General features: G+C 63.7%; 24 protein-coding genes and 1 pseudogene. 16 read left to right on the top strand and 9 right to left on the bottom strand.

The annotated features are described in order from the left end of the window. Positions 1–3: 3 nt before the first annotated feature. Both FJ979_RS23385 and FJ979_RS23380 read left to right on the top strand, forming a co-directional pair. Positions 4–1,773, top strand: a complete 1,770-nt coding sequence (locus FJ979_RS23385; protein WP_140583943.1) for a CoA-transferase — start codon at positions 4–6, stop codon at positions 1,771–1,773. 6 nt (positions 1,774–1,779) lie between these two features. Continuing rightward, entirely contained in the window at positions 1,780–2,622 is an 843-nt protein-coding gene (locus tag FJ979_RS23380) for an SMP-30/gluconolactonase/LRE family protein (RefSeq protein WP_140583941.1), read from the top strand. A 14-nt stretch (positions 2,623–2,636) separates the two neighbouring features. Here the strand turns inward: FJ979_RS23380 and FJ979_RS23375 are convergent, their stop codons facing one another. The 5 genes from FJ979_RS23375 to FJ979_RS23355 form a co-directional block, all read right to left on the bottom strand. Further along, the gene (locus tag FJ979_RS23375; RefSeq protein WP_140515241.1) at positions 2,637–3,557 is read right to left on the bottom strand and encodes an ABC transporter permease; all 921 of its coding nucleotides are present in this window, start codon (positions 3,555–3,557) and stop codon (positions 2,637–2,639) included. A 31-nt stretch (positions 3,558–3,588) separates the two neighbouring features. Next, positions 3,589–4,683 (bottom strand): ABC transporter permease, encoded by a 1,095-nt coding sequence (locus FJ979_RS23370; RefSeq protein ID WP_140583939.1) that lies wholly within the window; start codon positions 4,681–4,683, stop codon positions 3,589–3,591. Next, complete coding sequence (locus tag FJ979_RS23365; protein ID WP_140583937.1) at positions 4,667–6,214, bottom strand: ABC transporter ATP-binding protein; 1,548 nt, start codon at positions 6,212–6,214, stop codon at positions 4,667–4,669. Before FJ979_RS23365 ends, FJ979_RS23370 begins: the two co-directional genes overlap by 17 nt. Before the next feature lie 98 nt (positions 6,215–6,312). Then, entirely contained in the window at positions 6,313–7,407 is a 1,095-nt protein-coding gene (locus FJ979_RS23360; protein ID WP_140555643.1) for a BMP family ABC transporter substrate-binding protein, read from the bottom strand. Beyond that, positions 7,404–8,237: a GntR family transcriptional regulator gene (locus FJ979_RS23355; RefSeq protein ID WP_140497518.1), complete on the bottom strand. Its 834-nt coding sequence runs from the start codon at positions 8,235–8,237 to the stop codon at positions 7,404–7,406. Before FJ979_RS23355 ends, FJ979_RS23360 begins: the two co-directional genes overlap by 4 nt. Before the next feature lie 249 nt (positions 8,238–8,486). Here FJ979_RS23355 and FJ979_RS23350 point away from each other — a divergent pair, with 249 nt between their 5' ends. From FJ979_RS23350 to FJ979_RS23315, 8 genes and pseudogenes are all read left to right on the top strand, one after another. Beyond that, on the top strand, positions 8,487–9,344 hold the full coding sequence (locus FJ979_RS23350; RefSeq protein WP_140583936.1) for an aromatic ring-hydroxylating dioxygenase subunit alpha: 858 nt from the start codon (positions 8,487–8,489) through the stop codon (positions 9,342–9,344). Between the two features lie 31 nt (positions 9,345–9,375). Then, positions 9,376–10,266, top strand: a complete 891-nt coding sequence (locus FJ979_RS23345; RefSeq protein WP_140583934.1) for an aromatic ring-hydroxylating dioxygenase subunit alpha — start codon at positions 9,376–9,378, stop codon at positions 10,264–10,266. A gap of 21 nt (positions 10,267–10,287) precedes the next feature. Continuing rightward, the gene (locus FJ979_RS23340; protein ID WP_140583932.1) at positions 10,288–12,054 is read left to right on the top strand and encodes a Rieske 2Fe-2S domain-containing protein; all 1,767 of its coding nucleotides are present in this window, start codon (positions 10,288–10,290) and stop codon (positions 12,052–12,054) included. Between the two features lie 9 nt (positions 12,055–12,063). Then, positions 12,064–12,711: a glutathione S-transferase gene (locus tag FJ979_RS23335; protein ID WP_140583930.1), complete on the top strand. Its 648-nt coding sequence runs from the start codon at positions 12,064–12,066 to the stop codon at positions 12,709–12,711. Between the two features lie 57 nt (positions 12,712–12,768). Beyond that, the gene (locus FJ979_RS23330; RefSeq protein WP_140583929.1) at positions 12,769–13,896 is read left to right on the top strand and encodes an S-(hydroxymethyl)glutathione dehydrogenase/class III alcohol dehydrogenase; all 1,128 of its coding nucleotides are present in this window, start codon (positions 12,769–12,771) and stop codon (positions 13,894–13,896) included. 273 nt (positions 13,897–14,169) lie between these two features. Continuing rightward, a complete protein-coding gene (gene fghA, locus FJ979_RS23325; RefSeq protein WP_140583927.1) occupies positions 14,170–15,003 on the top strand; it encodes an S-formylglutathione hydrolase in 834 nt (277 codons plus the stop codon). 30 nt (positions 15,004–15,033) lie between these two features. Next, positions 15,034–15,177, top strand: a pseudogene (locus FJ979_RS23320) (isocitrate/isopropylmalate family dehydrogenase); the annotation flags it as partial. 34 nt (positions 15,178–15,211) lie between these two features. Next, positions 15,212–16,282 (top strand): tartrate dehydrogenase, encoded by a 1,071-nt coding sequence (locus FJ979_RS23315; RefSeq protein ID WP_140583925.1) that lies wholly within the window; start codon positions 15,212–15,214, stop codon positions 16,280–16,282. A 123-nt stretch (positions 16,283–16,405) separates the two neighbouring features. Here the strand turns inward: FJ979_RS23315 and FJ979_RS23310 are convergent, their stop codons facing one another. After that, complete coding sequence (locus tag FJ979_RS23310; protein ID WP_140583924.1) at positions 16,406–17,341, bottom strand: LysR family transcriptional regulator; 936 nt, start codon at positions 17,339–17,341, stop codon at positions 16,406–16,408. Positions 17,342–17,418: 77 nt separating this feature from the next. Between FJ979_RS23310 and FJ979_RS23305 the strand changes: the two genes are divergently transcribed. Further along, positions 17,419–17,946 carry a hypothetical protein gene (locus tag FJ979_RS23305; protein WP_140583922.1) on the top strand — a complete coding sequence of 176 codons (528 nt, stop codon included), beginning with the start codon at positions 17,419–17,421 and terminating at the stop codon, positions 17,944–17,946. 64 nt (positions 17,947–18,010) lie between these two features. Here FJ979_RS23305 and FJ979_RS23300 read toward each other — a convergent pair whose 3' ends face one another. The 3 genes from FJ979_RS23300 to FJ979_RS23290 all read right to left on the bottom strand — a co-directional run bounded on the left by FJ979_RS23300 (position 18,011) and on the right by FJ979_RS23290 (position 21,180). Then, positions 18,011–18,757, bottom strand: coding sequence for an SDR family NAD(P)-dependent oxidoreductase (locus FJ979_RS23300; protein ID WP_140583921.1), 747 nt, complete (start codon positions 18,755–18,757; stop codon positions 18,011–18,013). Between the two features lie 59 nt (positions 18,758–18,816). Next, the gene (locus tag FJ979_RS23295) at positions 18,817–20,328 is read right to left on the bottom strand and encodes an altronate dehydratase family protein (RefSeq protein WP_140583919.1); all 1,512 of its coding nucleotides are present in this window, start codon (positions 20,326–20,328) and stop codon (positions 18,817–18,819) included. 177 nt (positions 20,329–20,505) lie between these two features. After that, positions 20,506–21,180 (bottom strand): GntR family transcriptional regulator, encoded by a 675-nt coding sequence (locus FJ979_RS23290; RefSeq protein ID WP_140497544.1) that lies wholly within the window; start codon positions 21,178–21,180, stop codon positions 20,506–20,508. Positions 21,181–21,494: 314 nt separating this feature from the next. Between FJ979_RS23290 and FJ979_RS23285 the strand changes: the two genes are divergently transcribed. The 5 genes from FJ979_RS23285 to FJ979_RS23265 all read left to right on the top strand — a co-directional run bounded on the left by FJ979_RS23285 (position 21,495) and on the right by FJ979_RS23265 (position 26,318). After that, positions 21,495–22,994 (top strand): sugar ABC transporter ATP-binding protein, encoded by a 1,500-nt coding sequence (locus tag FJ979_RS23285; RefSeq protein ID WP_140583917.1) that lies wholly within the window; start codon positions 21,495–21,497, stop codon positions 22,992–22,994. Then, positions 22,991–23,989, top strand: coding sequence for an ABC transporter permease (locus tag FJ979_RS23280; protein ID WP_246679368.1), 999 nt, complete (start codon positions 22,991–22,993; stop codon positions 23,987–23,989). Before FJ979_RS23285 ends, FJ979_RS23280 begins: the two co-directional genes overlap by 4 nt. Then, positions 23,989–24,984: an ABC transporter permease gene (locus tag FJ979_RS23275; RefSeq protein ID WP_140584012.1), complete on the top strand. Its 996-nt coding sequence runs from the start codon at positions 23,989–23,991 to the stop codon at positions 24,982–24,984. The genes FJ979_RS23280 and FJ979_RS23275 overlap by 1 nt, the downstream gene beginning before the upstream one ends. A gap of 14 nt (positions 24,985–24,998) precedes the next feature. Beyond that, complete coding sequence (locus tag FJ979_RS23270; protein WP_140514469.1) at positions 24,999–25,937, top strand: sugar ABC transporter substrate-binding protein; 939 nt, start codon at positions 24,999–25,001, stop codon at positions 25,935–25,937. A 165-nt stretch (positions 25,938–26,102) separates the two neighbouring features. Further along, positions 26,103–26,318, top strand: coding sequence for a KTSC domain-containing protein (locus FJ979_RS23265; protein ID WP_140514471.1), 216 nt, complete (start codon positions 26,103–26,105; stop codon positions 26,316–26,318). The last annotated feature ends 80 nt before the right edge of the window (positions 26,319–26,398 follow it).

Here is a 26,398-nt window from a genome sequence, read left to right as displayed (position 1 = left end):
GCAATGTCCCTGGTCAAGCCGAACCGGCCGCGCTTCACGGATGTCGAAGGACTGGCCGCGATGGTCGGCCATGGCGAATCGTTTGGTGTCGGCGGCCACCATTTCGCCCGGCTGCCGATCGCATTGCTGCGTGCGATAGCCCGGTCGGGCGTCAAGGATCTGCATTACATCTGCTGGGCCGGCGGCTTGCCCCTCGAACTGCTGCTCGAAGCGCATGCCGTGGCTGAGATCGACCTCTGTTTCTCCAGCCTCGACATTTTCGGCTTGCCGCCAAAATTCCGCGCAGCCGCCGAAAGCGGCGCGATACCGGTTCGCGATTGGACGGCGCTGGCCATGATCCAGGCGCTGCGGGCGGCGCAGCAGAACCTGCCCTCGATGCCGTTCCAGCTTCCGCTGGGATCGGGCATGCTGGCGCGCGTGCCGGGTGCGAGCGCCAGACCTGATCCGATTGCCGGTACCGAAAACGGATTCGTCCCGCCGCTGCGGCTCGACACATTCGTCGTCCATGCCCAGCGCGCCGATGAAAGCGGCAATGTGCAGATCATCGGGCCCCGCGCGCTGGACTTCGCCATGGCGGGTGCGGCGCGCAAGGTGCTGGTCACGGTCGAGGAAATCGTGCCGGGCGGGACGCTGCGCCAGGACGGCCGCCAGAGCGTGCTGACCCGCAACCAGGTTTCGGCGATTGCGCTGGCGCCGGCCGGCGCCTATCCGGCCTCGTGCCTGCCGTTTTACGTCACGGATTATCAGCGATTGTCGGAGGCGTTCGCCGACCGGCAAACGCCTTTGGCGGACAATCTGCGCCCGCCTTCCGAGGGCGTGCCGAAGCCGTTGCAAAGAGCTGCGAAGGTTCGAGCTGACACAGTGCTTGCCATGCCGGCGCTTGCGCGCGCCGAAGAGAAAGCATCCGTCGACGAGATCATCGCCGCCCGCATCGCCGCCGAACTCACCAATGAGAGCTTCGCCAGCGCGGGTGCGGTCTCGCCGCTGGCCAACGTCGCCTACCGGCTGGCCAAGGCAACGCACGCGCCGGACATGATCATCGCGACGATGAGCTGCGGCCATCTCGACATCGCGCCGAGCCCGATGATCCTGTCGCTGATCGAAAGCCTCGATTGCGAAACGGCCGTCGCGCATGCCGGCGGCGACGATACCTACTCGACCTATTACCAGGCCGGCGCGGTGACGCACGAGATCGTCGGCGCGGCACAGGTCGACCGGCGCGGCCGCGTCAACACGATCGCACTGCGCAAACCAAGCGGCGGCCTCATCCGGTTGCCGGGGCAAGGCGGCATGGCCGATGTCGCCAACATGCACCGCGATTACCTGCTCTACATCCCCCGCCACTCGATCCAGTCGCTGGTGGACGAGGTCGAGATCGTCAGTTCCGCCCGGGGGTTGCTGACGGCGGCCGAACGCGAGCCGATGGGCTATCGCACCGGCAGGGCGCTGGTCTTCACCGATCTCTGCGTCTTCCGGCTCGACGAGACTTCGAGGGAATTGATCGTCATCGAAACCATGCCGGGCGTTACGCAGCAGCAGATCCGTGACGCCACCGGATTTGCGGTGTCGTTCGACGCCTGTTGCCGCGAGGTCTCGCTGCCTTCCGACAGCACGCTCGCCATCTTGCGAAACCGCATCGACCCGCTCGGTCTGCGCCGTCTGGAGTTCGTCAGCGCCAAGGAGCGCGGCGCGCTGATCGCCGAGATTCTTGAAGCCGACCGCGCGATGGTCGAACGCTGCATCGCCGCGCAGACGGCGCTTGTCGAAAGCTGAGATCCCATGGCCAAGCCGTTGCTCGACATGTCAGCCGCGCGCGTTTTCTTCGACGGCATCTTCACCAGCCCGCGCGTCGCGCATCCGGAGGGCGTGGCCGTTCACCGCGATGGCTCGATCTGGTGTGGCACCGAAACCGGCGACCTGCTGCGGCTGGCCGCCGATGGCGGCTCGGTCGAGCGCATGGGCGGCACCGACGGTTTTCTGCTCGGCATCGCTTTCGACAGCGCGGGAAACTGCTTTGCCTGCGACCTCAGGCATGCCGCGATTTTCCGCTGGGATGCCGCGACAGCGCGCATGGAGCGCTTCGCGTCGGCCGGCATTCGCGTGCCGAACTACCCGATCGTCGACGAGGCGAGGGGTTGGCTCCTCGTTTCGGACAGCGTTGGCCAGGACAATCGCTCGGGCATCTTCCGCTACGATCTCAAGACGGGCGAGGGCGGCCTGTGGTGCCGGGAGGCGATGTCGTTCGCCAACGGCATGGCGATGGCGCCGGACGGCAACGGCCTCTATGTCGTGGAAAGCGACGCACCCTGCATCAGCTATGTGCCGATCCTTGCTGACGGATCGGCGGGGCCTCGTGAGATCGTCGTCGAGGGCGTGCACAATGTTCCGGACGGAGTGGCCTTTGCGCCTGACGGCTCATTGTTCATCTCATGTTATGAGCCCAGCCGTATTTATCGCTGGCAAAAGGACAAAGGTCTCGAAGTGCTGATCGAGGATCCCGCCGCAACCACGCTGGCGCACCCCACCAACATCGCCTTCAAGGGCGACAAGCTCTATACCGCCAATCTGGGTCGCTGGCATATTACCGAGATCGACTTGAGCCTTCTCCAGCAAGGGAAGTAGCATTTCGCAGAAGGTCAACTCGTCGGGCGAAAGGGTTTTGCCAGCGAGGCCGGGAAGTGCAGGGCCAGCATCTGGCGGTTTCGTGAGATCAGCACCAGAACGATGATGGTGGCGAGATAAGGCAGGGCCGAGAGCAGTTCGGATGGCACGTCCAGCCCCAGCGCCTGACCTTGCAACTGAAGGATCGTCATCCCGCCGAACAGCCACGCGCCAAGCAGGATGCGCAGCGGCCGCCAGGTGGCGAAGACCACCAGCGCAAGCGCGATCCAACCCTTGCCGGCAGTCATGTTCTCGACCCAGAGCGGCGTGTAGGCGACCGACAAATAGGCGCCTGCCAGGCCTGCCATCAGCCCGCCGAACAGCACGGCCATGTAGCGGATCCTGATCACGGGATAGCCGATCGCATGCGACGTCTGCGGCGACTCGCCGATCGTGCGCAGCACCAGGCCAGCTTTCGTGCGGTAGAGAAACCAACTGATGGCGACGAACATCAGCAGGGCCAGATAGACCATCGGATCGAAGCGGAACAGTAGCGGACCGATCAGCGGCAGATCGGACAGAACGGGGATGTCGAGGCGGCGCAGTGCCTCGATCGGCTCGCTGCCGAAGCCGCGCCCGAGGAAGGCGGAGACGCCCGAACCGAAGATCGCCAGCGCCAGGCCGGCTGCATATTGGTTGGTCAGGAACGTCAGCGCCAGAACGCCGAACAGCAGCGAGGCGGCCGCACCCGCCAACGCGCCGGCCAGGATCGCCACAGGCATCGGATAGCCCGCGGTGACGGCCCAGAATGCCAATGCGGCGCCCATCAGCATCATGCCTTCGATGCCGAGATTGAGGACACCCGACTTCTCTACCACGAGCTCGCCGAGCGCGGCGAATATCAGCGGTGTGGCGGCAATGACGGTGCCGGTGAAGATGGCGATGAACAGATCCATCAGGCTGTCTCCCGCACGATCCGAAACCCGCTCATCGTGCCGTCTCCAGCGCATGCGTGTCCCGGACGGGTCGCACCAGGCGAACGCGATAGAAGATGAAGAAGTCGGCGGCGAGCAGGAAGAACAGCAGGATGCCCTGGAAGATCCGCGTCAGGGCCGAAGGCAGGCCGAGCGTCATCTGCACACCTTCGCCGCCGAGGAAAAGCAGCGACATCAACAGCCCGCCAAGCACGATGCCGAAGGCGTTCAGCCGTCCGACGAAGGCAACGATGATGGCCGCGAAGCCGTAGCCTGGCGAAATCTGCGGCGAGAGCTGCCCGAGCGGCCCGGCGGCTTCCGCCATTCCGGCGATGCCGGCCGCGGCACCTCCCGCCAGCAGTCCGATCCAGACCGCAGCCGATTCGCGAAAGCCGGCATAGCGGGCGGCAAGCGGTGCAGCCCCGCTCACCGACATCTTGTAGCCGAGAAAGCTGCGGTCGGTGAACAGCCATATCAGGAGCACGGCGACGACCGTGATGAATATCGACGGGTTGAGGCGATAGGCGGGGTCAAAGGATTCGAACAGGGCCGCCGTCGGCAGAAGTGCCGTCTGCGGATAGTTGAAGCCGGCCGGATCGCGCCACGGTCCGTGCACGAGATAGGACAGGAACAGCGTCGCGATATAGGTCATCATCAGCGTGACGAGGATCTCGTTGGTGTTCATGCGGGCGCGCAGAAAGGCGGGGATTGCCGCCCAGGCCATGCCGGCGCCCATGCCGGCGATGAACATCAGCGGCAACAGCAGCACGCTTTCGGGGTTCGGCCAGAAAAGCCCCACGCCGCTGGCCGCGATTGCCCCCATGGTGAACTGGCCCTCGGCGCCGATATTCCAGACATTGGCGCGGAAGCCGACCGCCAGCCCGCAAGCGATGAGGATCAGCGGCGAGGCCTTGAGCAGCCATTCGGACAGGCCGTTCATGGAAGAGAGCGGCTCGATGAAGAAGGCATGGAGGGTCGCCAGCGGATCATGTCCGAGGGAGGCGAAGAAAATCGATCCGACGACGACGGTCAACAGCGTCGCCAGTGCCGGCGCGGCGACGCGCATCAGCGAGGAGGGCTCCGGCCTTTGTTCAATCCTGAAGCGCATTGTTGCCACCTCCGTTCGCCAATGCGCCGTCGCCCATGCCGCGGCCCGTCATCAGAAGTCCGATCTCCTCGCGATCGGTCGTCTTGCGCTCCAGCGGTGGGGAAACCTTCCCTTGGCAAATGACCAGCAGCCGGTCGCAGATCTCGAACAACTCGTCGAGTTCCTCGGAGACGACGAGCACCGCCGCGCCGGCGCGGCTGAGATCGACGATGGTCTGCCGGATGAAGGCGCTCGCGCCGACGTCAACCCCCCAGGTCGGCTGAGACACCAGGAGGAGCTTCGGCTGGAGCGCGATCTCACGCCCGACGATGAATTTCTGCAGATTGCCGCCGGACAGGCTTTGCGCGGTCGCCTGCGGCCCGTTGGCCTTGACCTTGAACCTATCGATTATGCCGGCGGCGAACGCCTTGGCCCGGCGCCGGTCGACCAGCCCGTTGCGCACCGTGCCGAAGCGGTGCGCGGTCAGCACCGCATTCTCCCACAGCGTGTGCGAGGGCACGGCGCCGCGCCCGAGCCGCTCTTCGGGAACGAAGGCGACGCCGAGCTTGCGGCGCTCGTGCGGGCGAAGGCGGGCTGCGCCGGTTCCGCAAATCCGGATGGCGTCGCTGCGCTCATGCGTGCGCTCGCCGCTGAGCAAGGCGATCAGCTCGGCCTGGCCATTGCCGGAAACCCCGGCCAGGCCGACAATCTCGCCGCCATGCACCTTGAAAGAAATGTCCTTCAGGTCGACGCCGAAATGATCCCGGGACTTCACCGTAAGTCTGTTGACCTCGAGCACCGGTCTGTCGCTTGGCGTCGGCGGGCCGACATGCATTTCAGGCAGCTTCGAACCCACCATCATGCGGGCAAGCTCCAGCGACGTCGTCTCCTTCGGACGCGCGGTACCGGTGACCTTGCCGTTGCGCAGCACGGTGGCGGTGTCGCAGAGCTCCTGGACCTCGTCGAGCTTGTGGCTGATATAGACGATGCTGCAGCCCTCGGCGGCAAGTTGGCGGAGCGTCTCGAACAGCTTCACCACCGCCTGCGGCGTCAGCACCGAGGTCGGCTCGTCGAGGATCAGCAGTTTCGGCGACTGGAGCAGGCAGCGCACGATCTCGACCCGCTGGCGCTCGCCGACCGACAGGTCGTGCACCTGGCGATGCGGGTCGATGGGCATGCCGTAGCGGCGTGACAGATCGCGGATCTTCTCGGCGAGCGAGGGCAGGTCGTACGCGCTGCTGGCCGAGAGCGCTATATTCTCGACCACCGAAACGGATTCGAACAGCGCGAAATGCTGGTAGACCATTTCGATGCCGAGCGCGCGCGACATCGCCGGGGTGTGCGTGGCGATCGGATTGCCATCGCAAAAGATCTCGCCGGAATCGGCTTGCGTCGCCCCATAGATGATTTTCATCAGGGTGGATTTGCCGGCGCCGTTTTCGCCCAGCACGGCATGGATCTCGCCGGGTTGAATCGACAGCGACACATCGTCATTGGCGACGACGCCGGGATAACGCTTGCAGATGTTGCGCAGTTCTAGTCGCGGATGCATGGCGGGTCCTGCCGTGGCGTGAAGCGAGGTTGGACGGGAACCAGGCAAGGAGACGCCGAAGATATGGACTTGGGCGTCTCCCGGCACTTTTACGGCGATCAGCTCAGCCTGCCGATCATCCCCTTCACGAACCAGTTCATGCCGCGAATGTCGTCATCGGCCAGAACCGAACCGGCGGCAACCTTGACGTTGCCGTCCTGATCCTTCAGCTCCCCGGCGTAGGGATGAAGCTTGCCGCTGCCGATGTCGGCCTCGAGCTGCTTGAGCTTGGCGCGCGCATCGGCGGGGATACCCTCATTGTAGGGGGCCATTTTCACCACCCCGGCCGCCAATCCGTCCCAGCGTACTTCCGGCTTCCAGGTACCGGCGGCCACGGCCTTGGCTGCGCCGACATAGTCGCTGGTCCAATCGAGAACGAAAGAGGTCAGCTGCTTGCCCGAGGCGAATTTCGACATGTCGCTGGCATAGCCGATCGACCAGGCGCCACCTTCGCCGGCGACCTGTACGCCGGTCGCGGTGTCCGTCATCGAGCAGACCACGTCGCAGCCTTGAGAGATCAGCGTCTTGGCCGCCTCCTTCTCCTTGCCCGGGTCGAACCAGGAATTCAGGAAGATGGTGTTGCAGGTCGCGTTTGGATTGACGCTCTGCGCGCCAAGCAGCAGCGCATTTGCCGGACCGACGATGTCGGGGATCGGAAAGCCGCCGATGAAACCGATCTTGCCCGATTTGGACATGTAGCCGCCCGCCGCGCCGGCGACGAAGGTGCCTTCGTAATATTTCGCTTCGAAGGTTCCCAGATTGGCTAGGTGGACGATGCCTGAGCAGTGTTCGAACGCCACCTTGGGAAAGCGCGGCGCCACCTTCTGCATCGGCGTTCCATGCGAAAAGCTTGTGCCGAAGATCAGCCTGTTGCCGGCGCTGGCCAGTTCGCGGAAGACCCGCTCGGCGTCCTGCGGCATGAAGATGTTGTCGATGACGGTGAGCTCGACCTTGTCGCCGAATTCGGCCTTGATGGCCTCGACGCCGAGGCTGTGCTGCTTGGTCCAGCCGATCTCGGCGACCGGCGAGACGTAGACGGCACCGATCTTCAGCACCTCCTGCGCCTGTGCGATGGTGCTCAGCGCTCCCGCGCCAAGAGCCGCGCCGGCCGCGCCGCTGTGTTTCAGGAATTCACGTCTCGTCAGTTTCTTCATGATGGTAGCCCTCTGTTGGTCTTTTTTGTTGATGCCCGGCTTGTCGGTGCCCGGTCTGTTCTGGGGATATGGAGGTGGAGATGCGTTGCCGCGTCGCCGCCGCCGGATGCATTCGACAATCTTCGCAGCGGCACAGTCGCGCCGTCGGCCTTGCCGTCGAGATAGGGTGCCAGCGCTTCGGCAGGCGTCATCTCTGGAAACACTGCGCGATCCATGATGTACCCGCGCACCACCGCGCGGTGGTGGGTGTCGATCAGGTCCATGGCCGGTTTCAGCCGGCCCTTCTCCAGCAGGTCGACGACCCGCGAGTGGTCGTCCAGTAGATTGCAATAGTCGAAATCGGCTGAAATGAGGGAGCGCAGCAGCGTCGTGCGGCGCACCAGCTGCGCGTGGATTTCCTGCATGACCTTGTTGCGGCTGAGGCGTACGAATACGGTATGGAACTCTTGGCCAAGCACGTCGGCCAGCGCATCGTTTCCCGCGGCAACAGCTTGGCGCTGGCGCTCGACATGCTGGCGCAGCTCGGCCCAGCCGGCCGGCCCGAGGCGATCGCTGAGCTGTGCTGCGACGCCCTGTTCGACGAGCGTCAACGCGTCGTAGATCTCCATCGCCTCCTGCATGCTCGGCTTGGCGACGAAGGCACCGCGGTTGCGTTCGATCTGGGCCAGCCCGTCATCGGCGAGCCGGATCAGGGCCTGGCGCACCACGATGCGGCTCACGTTGAATATTTCGGAGAGTTCGCGTTCGCCGAGCTTGCAGCCGGGCACGAGGCGATGGTCGATGATGGCGCGGGTCAGCGTATCCGCGATGGTCTGGGAACGGCTGCTCAAGGCATGGTTCTCCGCCATTTCGACGACATGATCAGCGGGCTTTCGTGATGGCGACATGCCTCGTCAGGACACGACATATCCCAGGTTCAGCTTTCTCATATCGGAATTCAATCATCATAATCTGTCAACACAAAAAAGGATTTTGGACGACAAAAAAATGTTGATTGGTATCCAATCTTGTGGTTTCGTCATCCCGAAACGTCGGGCTAGGTTCATGGTGAAGGGCTAGCCGAGTTGGGAGGGAAGCCGATGGCAACCCGTTGCGTTGACCGCGAGCTTTTGAACGATTGGCACATCGTCGCGGATCAGGAATCGCTAAGCCAGGATACGCGGTTTGCCACATGCCTGCTTGGGGTCGCTCTCACCGTTCACAAGTGTTCAAACAAGATCGAAGTCGTTCGCAGCGATACGGGCGCCACGCTGAAAAGCGCCGAGCGTTATGGCTTCATCTGGACGTGTCTGGAAAAGCCCTGGCGCGACATCATCTATATCCCCGAGGCCAATGAGGCAGACCGGCATCTTGTCAGCGGCGGTTCGATCGCGGTCAAGGTGTCGGGCCTCCGCGCGGTCGAGAATTTTCTCGATATGGGGCATTTCCCCTTCATTCATACCGGCTGGCTCGGCGAGGAGCCGCATACCGAGGTCGCGCCCTACAAGGTTGAGATCACAGCGCAGGACGAGGTGCTGGCGACCGAATGCAAATTCTATCAGCCGGTGGCTTCGCCGACCGCCAAGGAAGGCTTTGTCGTCGACTACATCTACAAGGTGATTCGGCCCTACACGGTGGCTCTCTACAAGAGCAACCCGATCCAGAAGGACCGGCTCGACGTCATTACCCTGTTCGTGCAGCCGGTGGACGAGGAAAACTGCATCGCGCATCCTTACCTCTGCTATCTTAAGGAAGGCATGGAGGCGGCAACGGTGCGCAGCTTCATGCAATTGATCTTCGCCCAGGACAAACCGATCCTGGAGAACCAGGTACCCAAGCGCCTGCCGCTCGATCCACGTGCCGAGACCCCGATCCGTGCCGATGCCGTGTCGGTTTCCTACCGGCGCTGGTTGCGTGATCGGGCCGTCACCTATGGCGCGATACCGGCACAAGCCTGATGACGTCTGAGGGCTTCCAGAGGATAAAACGATGACAAAATGCTCGGATCCTGTGATCCTCAATCTCTGGCATCCCGTAGGGGCGATCACCGAGACCATTCCCGGCGCTGTCCAGGACACCATTCTGCTCGAGGAGCGCCTCAGTTTTGCGGTCGATATGGATGGTGAGCCCGTCGTCTGGCGCTCACGTCCCGATGTAGAAGGGGTGGATCGTGTTCCAGGCGCCGGCAGACTGCCGGCAAGAAGCGCCTACGGCTATGTCTGGACTTCGCTCGGCTCGCCACCGGCCGAGCTGTTCCCGATCCCGGAATATGAAGAGCCGGACCGCCGCAAGCTCAACGCGGCCACGTTTGGCGTCAATGTCTCGGCACCGCGCGCCATCGAGAACTTTCTCGACATGGGCCACTTTCCCTATGTCCATACCGACATATTGGGTGTCGAGCCGCACACCGAGGTCAAGGAATACGACGTCGAGATCTCGGTAGATCGTGACGAGATCCTGGCCACGCGCTGCCGCTTCTTCCAGCCGATGGCTTCGACCGCTTCCGGTGGCGGCGCCGACGTGGACTATGTCTATCGCGTGCCGCACCCCTATTGCTCCGTGCTCTATAAATCGAGCCCGGTCGACGAGGCACGGCGCGACGTCATCGCCATCTTCCTGCAGCCGGTCGACCAGGAGCACGTGCGCGCCCACATGCTGCTTTGCGTGCTCGACGAAGACAATGAAGACAAGGTGATCAAGCGCTTCCAGCAGACGATCTTCGGCCAGGACAAGCCGATCCTGGAAAACCAAGTGCCCAAACGCCTGCCGCTCGATCCGCGCGCCGAAACGCCCATCCGGGCCGACAAGTCGGCCATCGCCTACCGGCGCTGGCTCAGCCAGAAGGGCGTGACCTACGGTGTCATTCCGGTTGCGGCCTGACGAGATTCTTGGAGACGATTGATGTTGGAAGAAGCCAGAAGCCAGTGGCATCCGATCGCCGCTTCCCATGATTTGCCGTACCGCCACGTTTTCCATGGTCAATTGCTCGGCCGGGAATTCGCCGTCTGGCGGGCCGATGACGGCTACATCAACATCTGGGAAAACCGCTGCCTGCATCGCGGCGTCAGGCTGTCGATAGGCATCAATGACGGGCGCGAGCTGAAGTGCCAATATCACGGCTGGCGTTATTCGAACCGCACCGCCGGCTGCACCTACATTCCAGCGCATCCTGCCGACGCGCCGGCCCGCACCATCACCAACCGCACCTTCCCCGGGGTCGAGCGCTACGGCTTGGTCTGGTCCTCCGAGGAGCCTCGCGGCGAGGTGCCGGATGTTGCCGCGCTGATCGAAGGCAAGCTGCTCGCCTTGCGCGGCATCGCGGTCAACGCGCCGGCCGACAAGGTCGTCGAAAGGCTGAAGGCCTATCGCTTTCAGCCCAACGCAGCGATCGAAGGCGAGGGCGCGGAAACCATCATCGAGGCCGCGCAGGATTTTGCCGTAGCGCTGCACTCGCGCGATGGTGGTGCCGAGACGCGCGGCGTGTTCTTCGTGCAGCCGGTTGATTCAAACCGTTCGGTGATCCGTGGCGTGCTCGATCAGGAGGCCGAAGGGGCCACCCGCATCGCCATCCTGCGCCACCACAATGAGCGGCTTTCCAAGCTGCGCGACAAGGTCGAGCGCGACGTCGCGAACGCACCGGCGCCCGCACCGATCGAGCCGGTCTACGAAAGGGTGTCGGCCGAACTCGCCGAAATGCCCGAAGTGACCGCGCATGGCCGCAAGGCGGCGCTGCGCGTCAGCGTGGCCAGGAAATGGCAGGCGGCCGACGGCGTTGCCGGTTTCGAGCTCCGCCCGATCAAGGGCATCCTGCCGACGTTCCAGCCTGGAGCCCATATCGACGTCCATATGCCCAATAGCGAGATCAGGCAGTATTCGATCACCAACGGCCCTGGTGAAACCGACAGCTTCATCATCGGCGTCAAGCTGGAGCGCGATTCCAAGGGCGGTTCGAAATGCATGCACGAGACTGTGCGCGAGGGGGACGTGCTGGCGATTTCCGAGCCGCGCAACAATTTCCCGCTGCGCCGTGACGCGATCAAGACGCTGTTCGTCGCCGGCGGCATCGGCATCACGCCGCTGCTCGCAATGGCGCAGGCGCTGAAGAACCAGGAACTGGCGCACGAACTGCACTATTTTGCGCAAGGGCAGGAACACCTCGCTTTCGCCGATCGGCTGAAGCATCTCGGCGATGCGCTGAAGCCGCATCTCGGGCTGTCGCCGGACGCGACCGGCGCCGAGCTTCGAGGGATTCTCGCCGGTTACCGGGACGGCATGCATCTCTATATCTGCGGTCCCGGACCGATGCTGGAAGCCGCGCGCAAGATCGCCGCCGAGCAGGGCTGGCCGGATACCGCCATCCATTTCGAATATTTCAAGAACACCAACAAGATCGACGACAGTTCGAGCTTCGAAGTAGCGCTGGCCCGCTCCTGCGTCACGCTGCAGGTGCCGGCCGGCAAGACGATCATGCAGGTCATGCGCGAGAATGGCATCGATGTTCCGTCGTCCTGCGAGCAGGGCGCATGCGGCACCTGCGTCGCCACCGTGATCGAAGGCGAGCCGGACCATCAGGACGTCTACCTCAACGATGCCGAGCGCAAGGCCGGAACCAGGATCATGACCTGCGTCTCGCGCGCCAAATCGGCACGCCTCGTGCTCGACGTTTAGGAACTCCCGATGATCACGCTTTACGATTACGAACTTTCGGGCAATTGCTACAAGCTGCGGCTGCTGATGAGTTTTCTCGGCATCGACTACAAGACAGTGCCGGTCGACTTCTACCCCGGCCGCGAACACAAGTCGGAATGGTTCCTGAAGCTCAATCCGCTTGGCCAGCTGCCGGTCATCGAGGATGAAGGGCTGATCCTGCGCGACGCCCAGGCGATCCTGGTCTACCTCGCGTCGAAATACGATCCGTCGGGCACATGGTATCCCCGGAACAGACCGGCCCTGCTCGGCGAGATCAGCCAGTGGCTGGCCTTCGCCGACGGCATCACTTCGACGGCGTCGGCCGCCCGCTTGCACGACGCGCTGTTCTACGATTTCGACATCGATGCCGCGCGCGCCGGCGCGCACCGGCTGTTCCGTATCCTCGACGAGCATCTGTGGTTCGGCGAGCAGCAGGGCCGCGGCTGGATCTGCTCGGCCGATCATCCGACCATCGCCGATATTGCCTGCTTTCCCTATATCATGCTGTCGGAGGAGGGCGGCATCGCGCGCCAGGACTATCCCGCCGTCCGGCGCTGGTGCGATCGCGTCAAACGCATCAAAGGCTTTACCGTGATGTCGGGCGTGTTCCCGGCGGGGCCGGCCAAGGCCGCATGATTTCTACCGCAACGCCGGGCGATCGATCGTCCCGGCAAGCAAGTTTGGGAGAAAGAAATGAAAACCCGCGCCGCTGTTGCCGTTGCTGCCGGAAAGCCGCTTGAGATCATGGAGGTCGACCTCGACGGCCCGCGCGAGGGCGAGGTGCTGGTCGAGATCAAGGCGACCGGCATCTGCCACACCGACGAGTTCACGCTGTCGGGTGCCGATCCCGAGGGCCTGTTTCCCGCCATTCTCGGCCATGAGGGCGCCGGCGTGGTAGTCGATGTCGGCAAGGGCGTCACCTCGGTCAAAAAGGGCGACCATGTGATCCCGCTCTATACGCCCGAATGCCGGCAGTGCCCGTCGTGTTTGTCGCGCAAGACCAATCTGTGCACCGCCATCCGCGCCACGCAGGGGCAAGGCCTGATGCCGGACGGCACCTCGCGCTTCTCGATCGGGGGCGAAAAACTGTTTCACTATATGGGCTGCTCGACCTTCTCCAACTTTACGGTGCTGCCGGAGATCGCCGTGGCCAAAGTCAATCCCGACGCGCCCTTCGACAAGATCTGCTACATCGGCTGCGGGGTGACCACCGGCGTGGGCGCGGTCATCAACACCGCCAAGGTCGAGCAAGGCGCGACCGCGGTGGTCTTCGGCCTCGGCGGCATCGGGCTCAACGTCATCCAGGGCCTGAGACTTGCCGGCGCCGACATGATCATCGGTGTCGATCTCAACAACGACAGACGAGCCTGGGGCGAGCGCTTCGGCATGACGCATTTCGTCAATCCGAAGGAGATCGACGGCGACATCGTTCCCCATCTCGTCAACATGACCAAGCGCGGCGCCGACCAGATCGGCGGCGCCGACTACACGTTCGACTGCACCGGCAACACCAAGGTGATGCGCCAGGCGCTGGAGGCTTCGCATCGCGGCTGGGGCAAGTCGGTGGTCATCGGCGTCGCGGGCGCCGGCCAGGAGATCTCGACGCGGCCCTTCCAGCTGGTCACCGGGCGGACCTGGATAGGCACCGCCTTCGGCGGCGCGCGCGGCCGCACCGACGTGCCCAGGATCGTCGACTGGTACATGGACGGCAAGATCGAGATCGACCCGATGATCACCCACACGCTGAAACTCGAGGACATCAACAAGGGTTTCGACCTCATGCATGAGGGCAAGTCGATCAGGAGTGTCGTGGTTTATTGAGGGCGGCCACACGCCGCGGGCCCGAGGACATCCCCGCTTGGACCGACAGGAGCCCTGTCGGCTTGAGAAGGCGGGCCACAGAAATGCCCGGACTTTTCGCTACCTCCAGCCTCCCGGCCAGGTCAGCGTGTTCCCAAAGTCCGGCGTCGACCGGCGGCGTGACCAAGGTGCACCTCGGTTACGCCGCCGGTGCTGTTTGCAGGGCTGAAGGTTGCGGGTGCGGCGGCCGGCAGCTATGTCGGACGGAAAGGTCATGACGAAAAGGCAGAGTTGATGAAAGTCGTTTCCACGTCCAAGTCGCATGGCGGCGTCCAGGGTGTTTATTCGCACGCTTCAGAGGTCTGCGCCTGCGACATGACCTTTGCCGTCTTCGTGCCGCCGCAGGTCAACGATAGGCCGGTGCCGGTGCTGTGGTATCTTTCGGGTCTCACCTGCACTCATGCCAATGTCATGGACAAGGGCGAGTACCGGCGCCTGGCGGCCGAGCTTGGTCTCATCGTGGTCTGCCCCGACACCAGCCCGCGCGGTGCCGATGTGCCGGACGAGAAGGATAATTGGCAGTTCGGCTGCGGCGCCGGTTTCTATGTCGATGCGACGCAGCAGCCTTACGCCAGGAACTACCGTATGTATTCCTACGTCCTCGACGAGCTGCCGGGATTAATCGCCGCGAACTTTCCTGCCGACATGGCGCGCCAGGGCATATCGGGGCATTCGATGGGCGGACACGGCGCGTTGACGATCGCGCTGAAGAACCCCGACCGCTTCAGGAGTTGCTCGGCCTTCGCGCCGATCGTTCAGCCGACGACTGCTGGCTGGTCGCGGCCTGCGCTCGAGAAATATCTCGGCGCCGACGACAGGGACTGGCGCGCCTATGACGCCACGCTGCTTATCGAGGACGGCCGCCGTTTTGGCGAGTTCCTGGTTGATCAAGGCACGGCCGATGGGTTCCTTGACGAAGGCCTCCGTCCGTGGCTGCTCGATGAAGCCTGCAAGAAGGCCGGCATCGACCTCACCTTGCGCATGCAGGAAGGCTACGATCATTCCTACAACTTCATCTCGACCTTCATGGACGATCACCTGAAGTGGCACGCCGCGCGGCTAGGCTGAAGAACCGCCGGGCATTATCAGCGGTAGGACCTGTGCATCGGCGAAGGCGACATAGCCATGGCGCAGGCGGCGCACGGGTCCGCGCCCGATATCGCCGGCAAGGGTATCGTCAATCCCTACGCGATGATCGAATCCACCCGCATGCTGCTGCAATGGCTTGGCCACAACCGCGGCGCCATCGTCGCTGCCATCGAGAAGGAGACTGAAAATGTCCTCGCATAGGATCGCCGTCATCGGTGGTGACGGTATCGGGCCGGAGGTCGTCGAGGCCGGCGTGAAGGTTCTGGAAGCCCTGACCGCTGTCGAGCCGGGTCTGGCCTTCGACTTCAAGCGCTTCGACTGGGGTTCCGATTATTACCGCCGCAACGGCCGCATGATGCCGCAGGACGGCCTCGGGCAATTGGAGGGTTTCGATGCGATCTATTTCGGCTCGGTCGGCGATCCGAACCTTCCCGACGACGTCACCCTCTGGGGGCTGCGCCTGGCCATCTGCCAGGGGTTCGACCAATACGCCAACGTGCGGCCGACGCGCCTCTTGCCCGGGCTGACCGGCCCGTTGCGGCCCGATCTCGGCAAGCAGATTGACTGGGTGATCGTGCGCGAAAACAGCGAAGGCGAATATGCCGGCGTCGGTGGTCGCGCCCATCGCGGACTGCCTATCGAGGTCGGCATGGATGTCGCCGTCTTTACCCGCGCCGGGATAGAACGCATCGCACGTTTCGCTTGCGAGCTTGCGCTGTCGCGCCCCCGCAAGCTTCTGACGGTTGTCACCAAGTCGAATGCGCAGCGTCACGGCATGGTTCTGTGGGACGAAGTCGTGCGCGGCGTGCTTCGCGACTATCCCGGTCTCAGCGTCGACTGGATGCTGGTGGACGCCATGACCCAGCGCATGGTCAACAAGCCCGGCAGCATCGACACGGTTTTGGCGACCAACCTGCATGCCGACATCCTCTCCGACCTGGCCGCCGCACTGGGTGGATCACTCGGCATCGGCTCGACGTCGAACATCGATCCCTCGCGCAGCCGGCCGTCCATGTTCGAACCCATCCACGGTTCGGCCTTCGACATTACCGGCAAGGGCGTCGCCAATCCGCTCGGATCGTTCTGGACGGCGAGCCTGATGCTTGAGCATCTCGGCGAGCAGGCCGCCGCGCGGCGCCTCATGGTTGCGATCGAGCTTGTCACGGACCGGGCGGAATATCTCAGCCCCGATCTCGGCGGCACCGCGAGCACCGCCGAGGTTACCGCCGCGGTGATCGCGGCCCTTCGCGCCAATTAGAGTAATTCCAGGAAAAGTGTGTACGGTTTTCCCGGGAAAAGCGCGTAGCGCTTTCCCTGTGGAATTGCGCAACAAAGAGATAGCGCGGCACGAGCAGGCAAGCATGTCATCGAGGGCGTGGCCTCAGGGAGTTCGCGCGCCTTCGGCGTCCGTCCCCCGATATTTCACATGCTTTATGAACGCGCGCAGCTTGGGCAAGACCTGGCGTCTGTCGGGATAATACAGAAAAACGCCAGGCGTCGTGACGGCGAAGGGCGTGAGCAACGCTTGCAACCGGCCATCGGCAATCGGGGCTTCGGTGAGAGGGCCGGGCACCTGTGCAAGTCCGACACCTTGGATCGCCGCGCCAAGCAGTGTCGGGTAATCATGCGCGACCAGCGGCCCGGAGACGATTGCCTCGACCGTCTTGTTGCCGTCGATGAAGGGCCAGGGCGCGATCGATCCGTTGGAGCGGCGCATGCGCAGGCAGGCATGGCCGCGCAGATCGTCGATGCGCTCCGGCCGCTTCTGCCGGCGCAGATAGCCAGGGCTGCCGACGACCACGAGCGGGAACGGCGGCGTCAGCCGAACCGCGACCATGTCGGCGGCGATGAACTGGCCGAGCCGGATGCCGGCGTCGAACCCCTCGGCCGCCAGGTCGACCAGTTCACCGCTTGCGGCGATCTCCACCTCTACTTCGGGATAGGCCTGGCAAAAGGATGCCACCAGCGGCTCCAGCAGGATCGGCACCACGGCGCGCGGCACAGAGAGGCGCAACAGCCCGGTCGGCCGCTGCCCAAGTTCACGTGCGACTTCGCTTGCTGCGACCAGTTCCTCGAAAGCGGGCTTTGCGCGCGAAAGGAACCGTTCGCCGGCTTCGGTCAGGCCGACGCTGCGCGTCGTGCGCATGAAGAGCGCCGCACCGACGCGCACCTCGAGCGCGCGCACCGCCTGGCTGATCGCCGATGGCGTGACGCCGAGCTCCGCGGCCGCTTTTCGGAAGCTGCGGTGTTGCGCGACGCCGAGGAACGCCTCCACGCCGTCGAGCGCACCTTTCCGGATTGTGAAGTTCTGCTTCATGCCCCGTCAACATTATCGCGAATAGTCGACCGCTGGAAGCGGGCGTAAATTGCGCCTTACATCTCTTGGGAGGCCATATGTCGCCTGCAACCATTTTCCTGTTACATCTCGCTCTAGGCTACGTGCCTTGGCTGCTCTGCGTCGGCGTGTATGTCTTGCCCCGGCTCAGATCCGTCAACCTGGTCGAGGCGCAACGTGCCATCGCCACGCTGCACAGCTTCCGCTTCTTCGGGCTTGTCTTCATCGTTCCAGGCGTCGTCGGGCGCGATTTGCCGGCTGATTTCGCCACCTTCGCCGCCTATGGCGACTTCGCAACTGGAGTGTTGGCCATGCTGGCGCTTTTGACGACGAGGATACGTCCGCTGTTCTGGTTGTTCGTCGTCGCGTTCAATCTCGTGGGGACGATCGATATCGCCGTCGACTACTATCACGGCAGCCAAGCCGGTCTTCCTGAGCTGGCGGGGCAGTTGGGCGCTGCATACGCGATCCCCGTAATCTATGTCCCGCTGCTGCTGATCACGCACGCCGTCGCGTTCTACCTGATGCTGCGCCCCCAGTTCCAGGCAGCTCGAGTCTTCGCAGGCGACACGGCCGCATCTCCGTGACGCAGCAAGTGCCGGTGTACCGGGGTGCCGCGGCGCAGACGCTTCGCGGCGCGCCGGTATTCGACTAATAGGTCGTGCGCCCGCCCGACAGGTCGAAGGTCGAGGCGGTGGTGAAGCTGTTTTCCTTTGAGACGAGCCAGGCGACCATGGCGGCGGCCTCGTCGACCTCCAGCAGACGGCCGCGTGGAATGCGCGAGCGCATGTATTCGATGTGCTCGGGCGTGAGCTGTTCGAGGATTCGGGTCTGCGCGGTGGCCGGCGAGATGCAGTTGACCGCAATGTCATACTGCGCGAGTTCCTTGCCGAGCGACTTGGTCATGCCGATGACCGCCGCCTTCGAAGCGGAATAGGCGGCGGCGTTGGGATTGCCTTCCTTGCCGGCGACGGAAGCGATGTTGACGATGCGCCCGTAATTGCGCGCTTTCATCCCGGGCACGACGGCGCGGTTGACGTAGAAGGTGCCGTTGACGTTGATGTCGATGATCTTCTTCCACGTCTCTACATCGTAGCTGTCAAGCGGGGCGGCGGGACCGGCAATGCCGGCGGAATTGACCAGGATGGAGATTTTGCCGGCGCTCTCCTCGGTTTTTGCCCGCGCGGCGTCCACCGTCTCCCAATCCGCAATGTCGACGACCAGGGTCTTGGCGGCCTTGCCAAGGTCGCGCTTGGCCGCTTCGAGGCGCGCCTCGTCGACGTCCCATAAGGTGACCGTCGCGCCGGAGGCGACGAAACGTTTGGCCATCGCGAAGCCGAGGCCTTGCGCGCCTCCGGTGACCACGGCGTGTTGGCCGTCAAGATCGATCCTGTTCATGCCGAGCGTTCTTTCTGGTTGAGTGAATTGACGTTGCCCGTTGCGGGCGGGCGATGTCGCTACATGGTAGCGCCGAGGTTCCAGGGCACGAACTCATTGTCGCCGTAGCCCAGCGATTCCGATTTGGTACGCGCGCCCGATGCCACGCGCAGGATCTCTGCGAAGATCTCCTGGCCTTTGTCGTCCAGCGTGACGCCGTCGAGGATGTCCCCGCAATTGATGTCCATGTCCTCGCGCATCTGCTCGAAAATGAAGGAATTGGAGGCAAGCTTGATCGAGGGCGTCGGCTTGCAGCCGAAGGCCGAACCGCGCCCGGTGGTGAAGCACAATATGTTCGCGCCGCCGGCGACCTGGCCGGTTGCCGAAACCGGATCGTAGCCGGGCGTGTCCATGAAGACGAGGCCGCGTTCGTTGATCGGTTCGGCATATTCCAGCACCGCGCGCAGATTGGTCGTCCCGCCCTTGGCGGACGCGCCGAGCGACTTCTCCAGGATCGTCGTCAACCCGCCGAGCTTGTTGCCGGGAGACGGGTTGTTGTTCATCTCCATGTCGTGCTTGGCTGTGTAGTCCTCCCACCAGCGGATGCGCTCGATCAGCTTCTCGCCGACCGCGCGGTTTTCCGCGCGCATGGTCAGCAGATGTTCGGCGCCGTAGATCTCCGGCGTCTCGGACAGCACCGCCGTGCCGCCTTGCGCGACAAGCAGGTCCACGGCGGCGCCAAGCGCCGGATTGGCGCTGATGCCGGAATAGCCGTCCGACCCGCCGCATTGCAGCGCGAGCACCAGTTCGGAGGCCGGTTGTGGCGTCCTTTGCGCGGCGTTGACCATGGGCAGCATATCGACGATCGCCTTGACCCCGGCCTCGACCGTCTTGCGTGTGCCGCCAGTCTCCTGGATCGTCATCGTGCGGAAGGTCGTGCTCTCCTCGATATTATAGGACTGCATCCAGCGCGGAATCTGGAACGCCTCGCAGCCGAGCCCAACCATCAGCACGCCGCCGACATTGGGGTTCGTGGCAAAACCCCACTGCGTGCGCTTCAAGAGGTCGTAAGCGAGGCCTTTGGTGCCGATGCCGCAGCCAGTGCCATGGACGAGTGAGATCACGCCGTCGACATTGGGATAGTCGCGCAGGATGCCGCAGCGGTTGACCTCTTCCACGATGAAGCGGGCGACACTGGCCGAACAATTCACCGAGGTCAGGACAGCGATGAAGTTGCGCGTCCCGACCTTGCCGCTCGGCCTGCGGTAACCCATGAAGGTCGCGCGCTCGGCTTCAGGGACGACAGGCGTTTGGCTGGCGTTGGTGCCGAACAGATAGTCGCGTTCGAAATTGCGCAGATATACATTGTGCTCGTGAACCCAATCGCCGGCGGCGATCGGCCCGCGGGCGAATCCGATGGTCTGTCCGTATTTCACGACCGGCTCGTCCGAAGCGATGTCGCGGATCGCCATCTTGTGGCCGCGCGGTATGCGCGCCTTCGCGGGGATGTCGCCTGCCTTGTCGCCGATCATCAACGGATCGACCGCCAGAAGGATGTTGTCGGCATGCGAAAGCTGGATGAACCGCGCCATTACGAACTCTGAAAAAGCCCCGCCGGCACAATGCCGCCGAATGGATCGGAATACTAATATAATAGAACGTCAACGGTCAAGCTGCGAACATTGCTCGCCGGGCATCGGCAAGCCGGTCGGATGCCAGGTTCGGGACTTCAAACCTGCGCCGCCCGTCTCAGCGCTCAGTCGAGGTCGTCAGTCGAGAAGCTCGGCGGCGACTTCGAGCGTGTTGCGAAATGACGTCTCGAGGTGATGCTCCATTGCCTGTGCGGCGCCCTCGGCGTCGTGACGCTTCAGCGCGTCCAGAATGGCCTCGTGCTGCTCGATCGTCTGCTCGCCATAGCCGGGCTTCGGAATGGCGAGATAGCGGCCGCGATCCATCTGCGCCTTTGAGATGTCGACGGCGCGCCAGATCATCGGCAAGCCGCATATTTCAGCAATGGTGCGGTGAAAGACGTCGTCGAGCTGAATCGCTGTGGCGTACCTGCCGCGCGCAATGGCGAGCTTATGCGCGGCCATGTTGTCTTCCAGCAATTCACAGGCAGCCGGCGTCAGCTTGGCGGCGGCGCGCCTGGCGCTCTCCATCTCCAATGCACGCCGGATGACATAGGCTTCCTCGAGGTCGGCCCGGCTGATGGGAGCAACGTAGGTGCCGGTCTGCGCCAGGATCTTGACGAGCCCTTCGTCGCTGATGCGTTTGACCGCTTCGCGCACGGGCGTGCGCGAGACGCCCAGCGCTTCGGCAATTGCGATCTCATTGATGACCTCACCCGGTTTCAGCCGTCCGACGACGATCATGTTGCGGATCTTGTTGTAGATCTGGTCGCGCAGCGGGAGGGCTCGATTGAGGGTCGAAGGATCTAGATCCATGGAAAATCCCATCGTTCGTCCACCTGAAATGGCAAAATTATTCGAATGTCAAACGGAATGCACCTGCTTGCGACGCGGGGTTCGTTGCGATCCGACGCCAGTGACGGGAGCGGTCAGATCCAGCTTGCCAGAACTATTATATTAGTGCAATAGTGCCGCCCGTTGCGTGATTTTCCGCCTATGGTGAAGTGCCTGGTGCGGATGCGCTGAAAGGGGCCTTCGGGCGGGCTCGAGGTGGGCCGAACCGTGCCTGGAAATGCATTATACTAACATAACGTTGCCAGCCGCGTGCTACCAGGGAGGACCAAGCCTAGATGAGTGCCGCCGCCGATTGTGCCCTGGACATGAGAGGCATCTCCAAGACTTTTCCCGGCGTGAAGGCCCTGTCGAACGTCAATTTCGCCGTCCGGTTCGGCACCGTCCATGCGGTCGTTGGCGAGAATGGCGCCGGCAAGTCGACGCTGATGAAGGTGCTCAACGGATCCTACGCTCCGACCGCCGGCACGATCCTCGTCGGCGGCGCCGAAGTGCGCATGCGGCGTCCCGCCGACGCCCAGGCGCTCGGCATCCGCATGGTGCACCAGGAGATCAATCTTGTTCCCGACCTGACCGTCGCGGAGAACGTCTATCTCGGCCGCATGCCCGGCAAATGGAGCTGGCTGCACAAGGGCGAAATGGTCAGGAAGGCCGCCGCCGTCCTCCACGAGTTGGGCGCGGCCATCAACCCGCGCGCGCGGCTCGGCGACCTGTCGATCAGCCAGCAGCAACTGGTCGAGATCGCCAAGGCCTACGCGGCGCAGCCCAGGATCATCGTGCTGGACGAGCCGACATCGAGCCTGAGCGAGCACGAAACCGCGGCGCTGTTCCGGATCCTTCGCAAGATGCGCGATGACGGCATCGCCATCGTCTACATCAGCCATAGGCTGAAGGAGGTTCTCGAGATCGCCGACGAGGTGACCGTGCTGCGCGACGGCTCAATGATCGAGACCCGTCCGATCGACGGCATAACCGCGGCCGAGATGATCAGGCTGATGGTCGGCCGCGAGGTCGCCAACGTGTTCCCGAAAAGCCCGGCCGCGATCGGCAAGTCCGTGCTGCGTGTCGAACGCATCGGCGACGGGGCGCATTTCCGCGATGTCAGCTTCGATGTGCGCGCCGGCGAGATACTGGGCTTGACCGGACTGGTCGGGGCGGGGCGCACCGAGGTAGCGCGCGCCATCTTCGGCCTGTCGCGGCTGGTGGAGGGAACGGTCAGCGTCAACGGGCGCAAGGTCGCCATCAACTCTCCTTCCGAGGCGGTGCGAGCCGGGATCGCCTACGTCCCCGAGGACCGCAAGGGCGACGGCATCGTTCCGGGCATGTCGGTCCGCGAGAACATCAGCCTGCCGATATTGCGGCGTCTGACCAGCTTCGGCCGCATCAGGCGCAGCGCCGACCGTTCGCTGGCGGCGACCTATGTGAAGCAGTTTTCCATTTCGCCGCCCGACGGGGAGCGGCGCATCAACCTGTTGTCGGGAGGCAACCAGCAGAAGGCGGTCATCGCCAAATGGCTCGCGGCCAAGCCCTCTGTGCTCGTCCTCGACGAGCCGACGCGCGGCGTCGACGTCGGCGCCAAGGCCGAAATCCACAGCATCATCGGCCGGCTTGTCGCCGACGGCATGGCGGTGGTGATGATCTCGTCGGAACTCCCCGAAATCCTCGGCGTCTGCGATCGCGTCGTTGTGATGCGCGACGGCCGCGCATCGGAGCCGCTCGCCCGCGCCGAACTGAGCGAGGAGCGCATCATGGCGCTGGCGACGGGGGAGGCGGCATGACTGATGCGGCCATGGAGACCAGCGGGGCGAACCGCAATGACCGCTTCACGCGCGGCAGCAGGCTTGCCGATGTCCTGTCCAAGGCGGGGCTTGGCTTTGCCATCCTTGCAGTGATGCTCTACGGCTCATTCGTCAGCCCCGCCTTCTTCACCACGGGCAATCTGCTCAACGTCCTGACCTCGATGTCCATTGTCGGCATCGTCGTCGTCGGCATGACTTTCGTGCTTGTGGCAGGCGGCTTGGCCGACCTGTCGGTGCCGGCCACCATCGCCTGCGGGGCCATCCTTTCGCTCGGGCTGCAGCCAATGATCGGGCCGGTTCCTGCCTTCGTCCTGGCGGTGGCGCTTGCGGGCCTTATCGGCCTGCTCAACGGCGTGCTGGTCGGCTATGTCGGTATCAATCCCATCATCGCTACGCTCGGCATCGGCACCATCGGGTTGGGCATCGTGCAGGCGGCCGTCGGCGGCGTCATCGTCTATGGCAACAATCCCGCTTCGGCCGAATTCGCCAAGGGCCGGCTCTTCGGCGTCCCGGTCGTGGTGCTGATTTTCCTGCTGATCGCTCTCATAGGCCATTTCGTCCTCTCGCGCTCCTTCTGGGGCAGGTGGACGCTCGCCACGGGCGGCAATTACAGCGCCGCCGAGGCGAGCGCGGTGCCGGTGGAGGCAGTGAAGGCCGGTGCGTTCGTGATCACGGCGTTGGCTTCGGGCGTCAGCGGCGGCCTGCTGGGCCTGACCTTGCAAAGCGCGCGGCCGCTGATCGGCGCCGGCTACGAGTTCAGCGCCATCACCGCGGTCGTGGTCGGCGGCGTGTCGATCATCGGCGGTTTCGGCTCGGTGCCGAGGGCGATCGCGGGCCTGATCTTCGTGCAGCTTCTGACCAACGTCATGGTGCTCGACGGCGTGCGCACGCCGATCCAGGGTTTTGTCCTCGGCATCCTGATCGTCGGCGCCGTCGGCATGGATGTGGCATTGCGCAAGCGGGGCGTGGCGTGATGCGCTTCCTGGCGCTTGCCTCGCGGCACAGGGTGGTGATCATCCTCGGCCTGACGCTGATCATTTCCGCCCTGGTGGTTCCGGGTTATTTCTCCGCATCGACCCTCGGACTCGGCCTCGACCGGGCGGCGACGATCGGCCTGATCGCCATTGGACTTACGGTACTTCTGGTCGCCGGCCAGATCGACCTCTCCGGCGGCGCCGTGTTCGCGCTGGCGGGGATCATGTCGGTAATCCTGCAGCGCGAGATCGGCATCCTGCCTGCCGCACTTGTCGGTATCCTGGTCGGCATGCTGGCAGGCGCCATCAACGGCGCGCTGGTCGTCGGGCTGAAGGTGAACTCGCTGGTGCTGACGCTGGCGACGATGCTGATCTTCCGCTCGCTCGCGCATTGGATCACCAACAGCCAGCCGGTGACCGGCACCGACATCATGCGTTCGCTGGCGTTCGCCAAGATCCATCTCGAAATCTTCACCATCCGCAGTGCGCTGTTCATCGTTCTGATCGTGCTGCTGCATGTCTGGCTGACGCGTACAATACCGGGCCGAAATGTCTTTGCGGTGGGGTCCAATCCGGCGGCAGCCAAGGAGAGCGGCATCGCTTCCGATCGCATCGTTTTTCTGGGCTTCGTCTTCGCCGGGACGCTCGCCGGTCTCGCAGGCGTTCTCCAGAGCCTCGTCACCAACACCGGTTCGCCCGTCTTCGGCTCGGAACTGACGGTCGCCGTCATTGCCGCGGTCGTGGTCGGCGGAACCCGCCTCGAAGGCGGCAAGGGATCCGCGCTCGGCACGCTTGGCGGCGTGCTGACGATCGGCTCGCTGACCATCGCGATGGAGTTCCAATCCGTTCCCGCATACGTCCAGCAGGTCGTGTCGGGGCTTATCCTGATCCTGCTCGTCGTGCTCGATCGGGCCGTGACTACCAAGGGGAGGGCGCCGGGCACAGGCCCCGCGCTCATTCGCGACAATCCAATCACTCAAGGAGGAAATACATGATCGGGAGGAAACCTATGGTTGGCAAGAAAAGCATGCTCCACATTACCGCCATGGCGGTAATACTGGCCTCGACGGGCTGGGCCAGTGCAAAGACGGTCTGCTACGTCACGGCCGCGGATTCGCATGCCTATGCGACGCCGGCCAACAAGGCGCTCCAGGCGCGCGCCGGCGAGCTCGGCATCGAGATCCTGAGCCTCAGCCAGGATTTCGACGTCCAGAAGGGCACCGAGCAGCTCAACACCTGCGTCGCGCGCAAGGTTGACGGCATCATCCTGTGGCCGCTCGACCCGCAGGCCTACATACCGGGCCTCGCCCGCGCACAGCAGGCGAACATTCCCGCGATCCTCATCAACTCGCCGATGAGCGACGATGCCAAGCCGTTCATCAAGTCGTTCACCGGGCCCGACGTTTACGAGGAAGGCAAGCTTGCGGCCGACTCGCTCAGCAAGGCGCTTGGCGGCAAGGGTTCCGTCGTCATCATCGCCGGCCAGGCCGGCAACGGCACGACGATCGGCCGCGTCGGCGGCTTCACCGATCGTCTCAAGGAAACCAGCGCCGACATCAAGGTGCTCGATACGGTCAATGCCGATTTCGACCAGCAGAAGGCGCTGGTGGTCAGCCGCGACCTGATCACCCGTTTCGGCGACCAGATCAGCGGCGTCTATGCCAATGACGACACCATGGCGCGCGGCTTCATCGACGCCTGGAAGGAGGCCAATCCGTCCAAGGCGGCACCGCCGATCGTCGGCATCAACGGCCAGAAGGACGCGTTCGAATCGATCCGCACCAACGAAATGTACTCCACCATCGTGCAGTCGCCGGTCGAGGACGGCCGCCTTGCGATCAACACCATGGCGGAGATCATGGACGGCAAGGAGGTCAAGGACCGTTTGCCGATCCCGCTGACGGTCGTCACCAAGGACAATGTCAACGCGGTCGAGCCGGCGTTCTGATCCCTAGGGGCCGGCTCGGCAGAAGCGGGCCGGCTCCTTCATCTCCTGGCGCGGACGGACGATCCGGCTGCGCTGCTCCCGAATGGAAAGGCCTGTCGGCCAGGGCTGCCCGGCACAGTTGGAACTTCCGTTTGCGCCCCGGATTATCCATCCGGGAGAACGCCAATGCCTTCTACGGCCATCCGCAGCACACAGTACGATCCCACCACCAGGGCGCTTTCGGTCTGGTTCGTACCGAGCGGAAACCGCTATGACTACGAAGACGTGGAGCCCGAGACCTACGCTGCCTTCAAAGCCGCCTCTTCCAAGGGACGCTTCTTCAATGAATTCATACGGGATCGCTACAGGTTTCGTCTGGTCGAACGCGCCCCTGAACGCTGATGCACGCCAGCAACAAAGCGCGGTATCGCGGGACTGTTCGTCGGTCACGAATTCGTGCTGACAGGCATACGCCGAACAAG

Source organism: Mesorhizobium sp. B1-1-6 (genome assembly GCF_006443035.1).
Taxonomy (GTDB): Bacteria; Pseudomonadota; Alphaproteobacteria; order Rhizobiales; family Rhizobiaceae; genus Mesorhizobium.
This window is presented reverse-complemented; position numbering and strand designations above follow the sequence as displayed.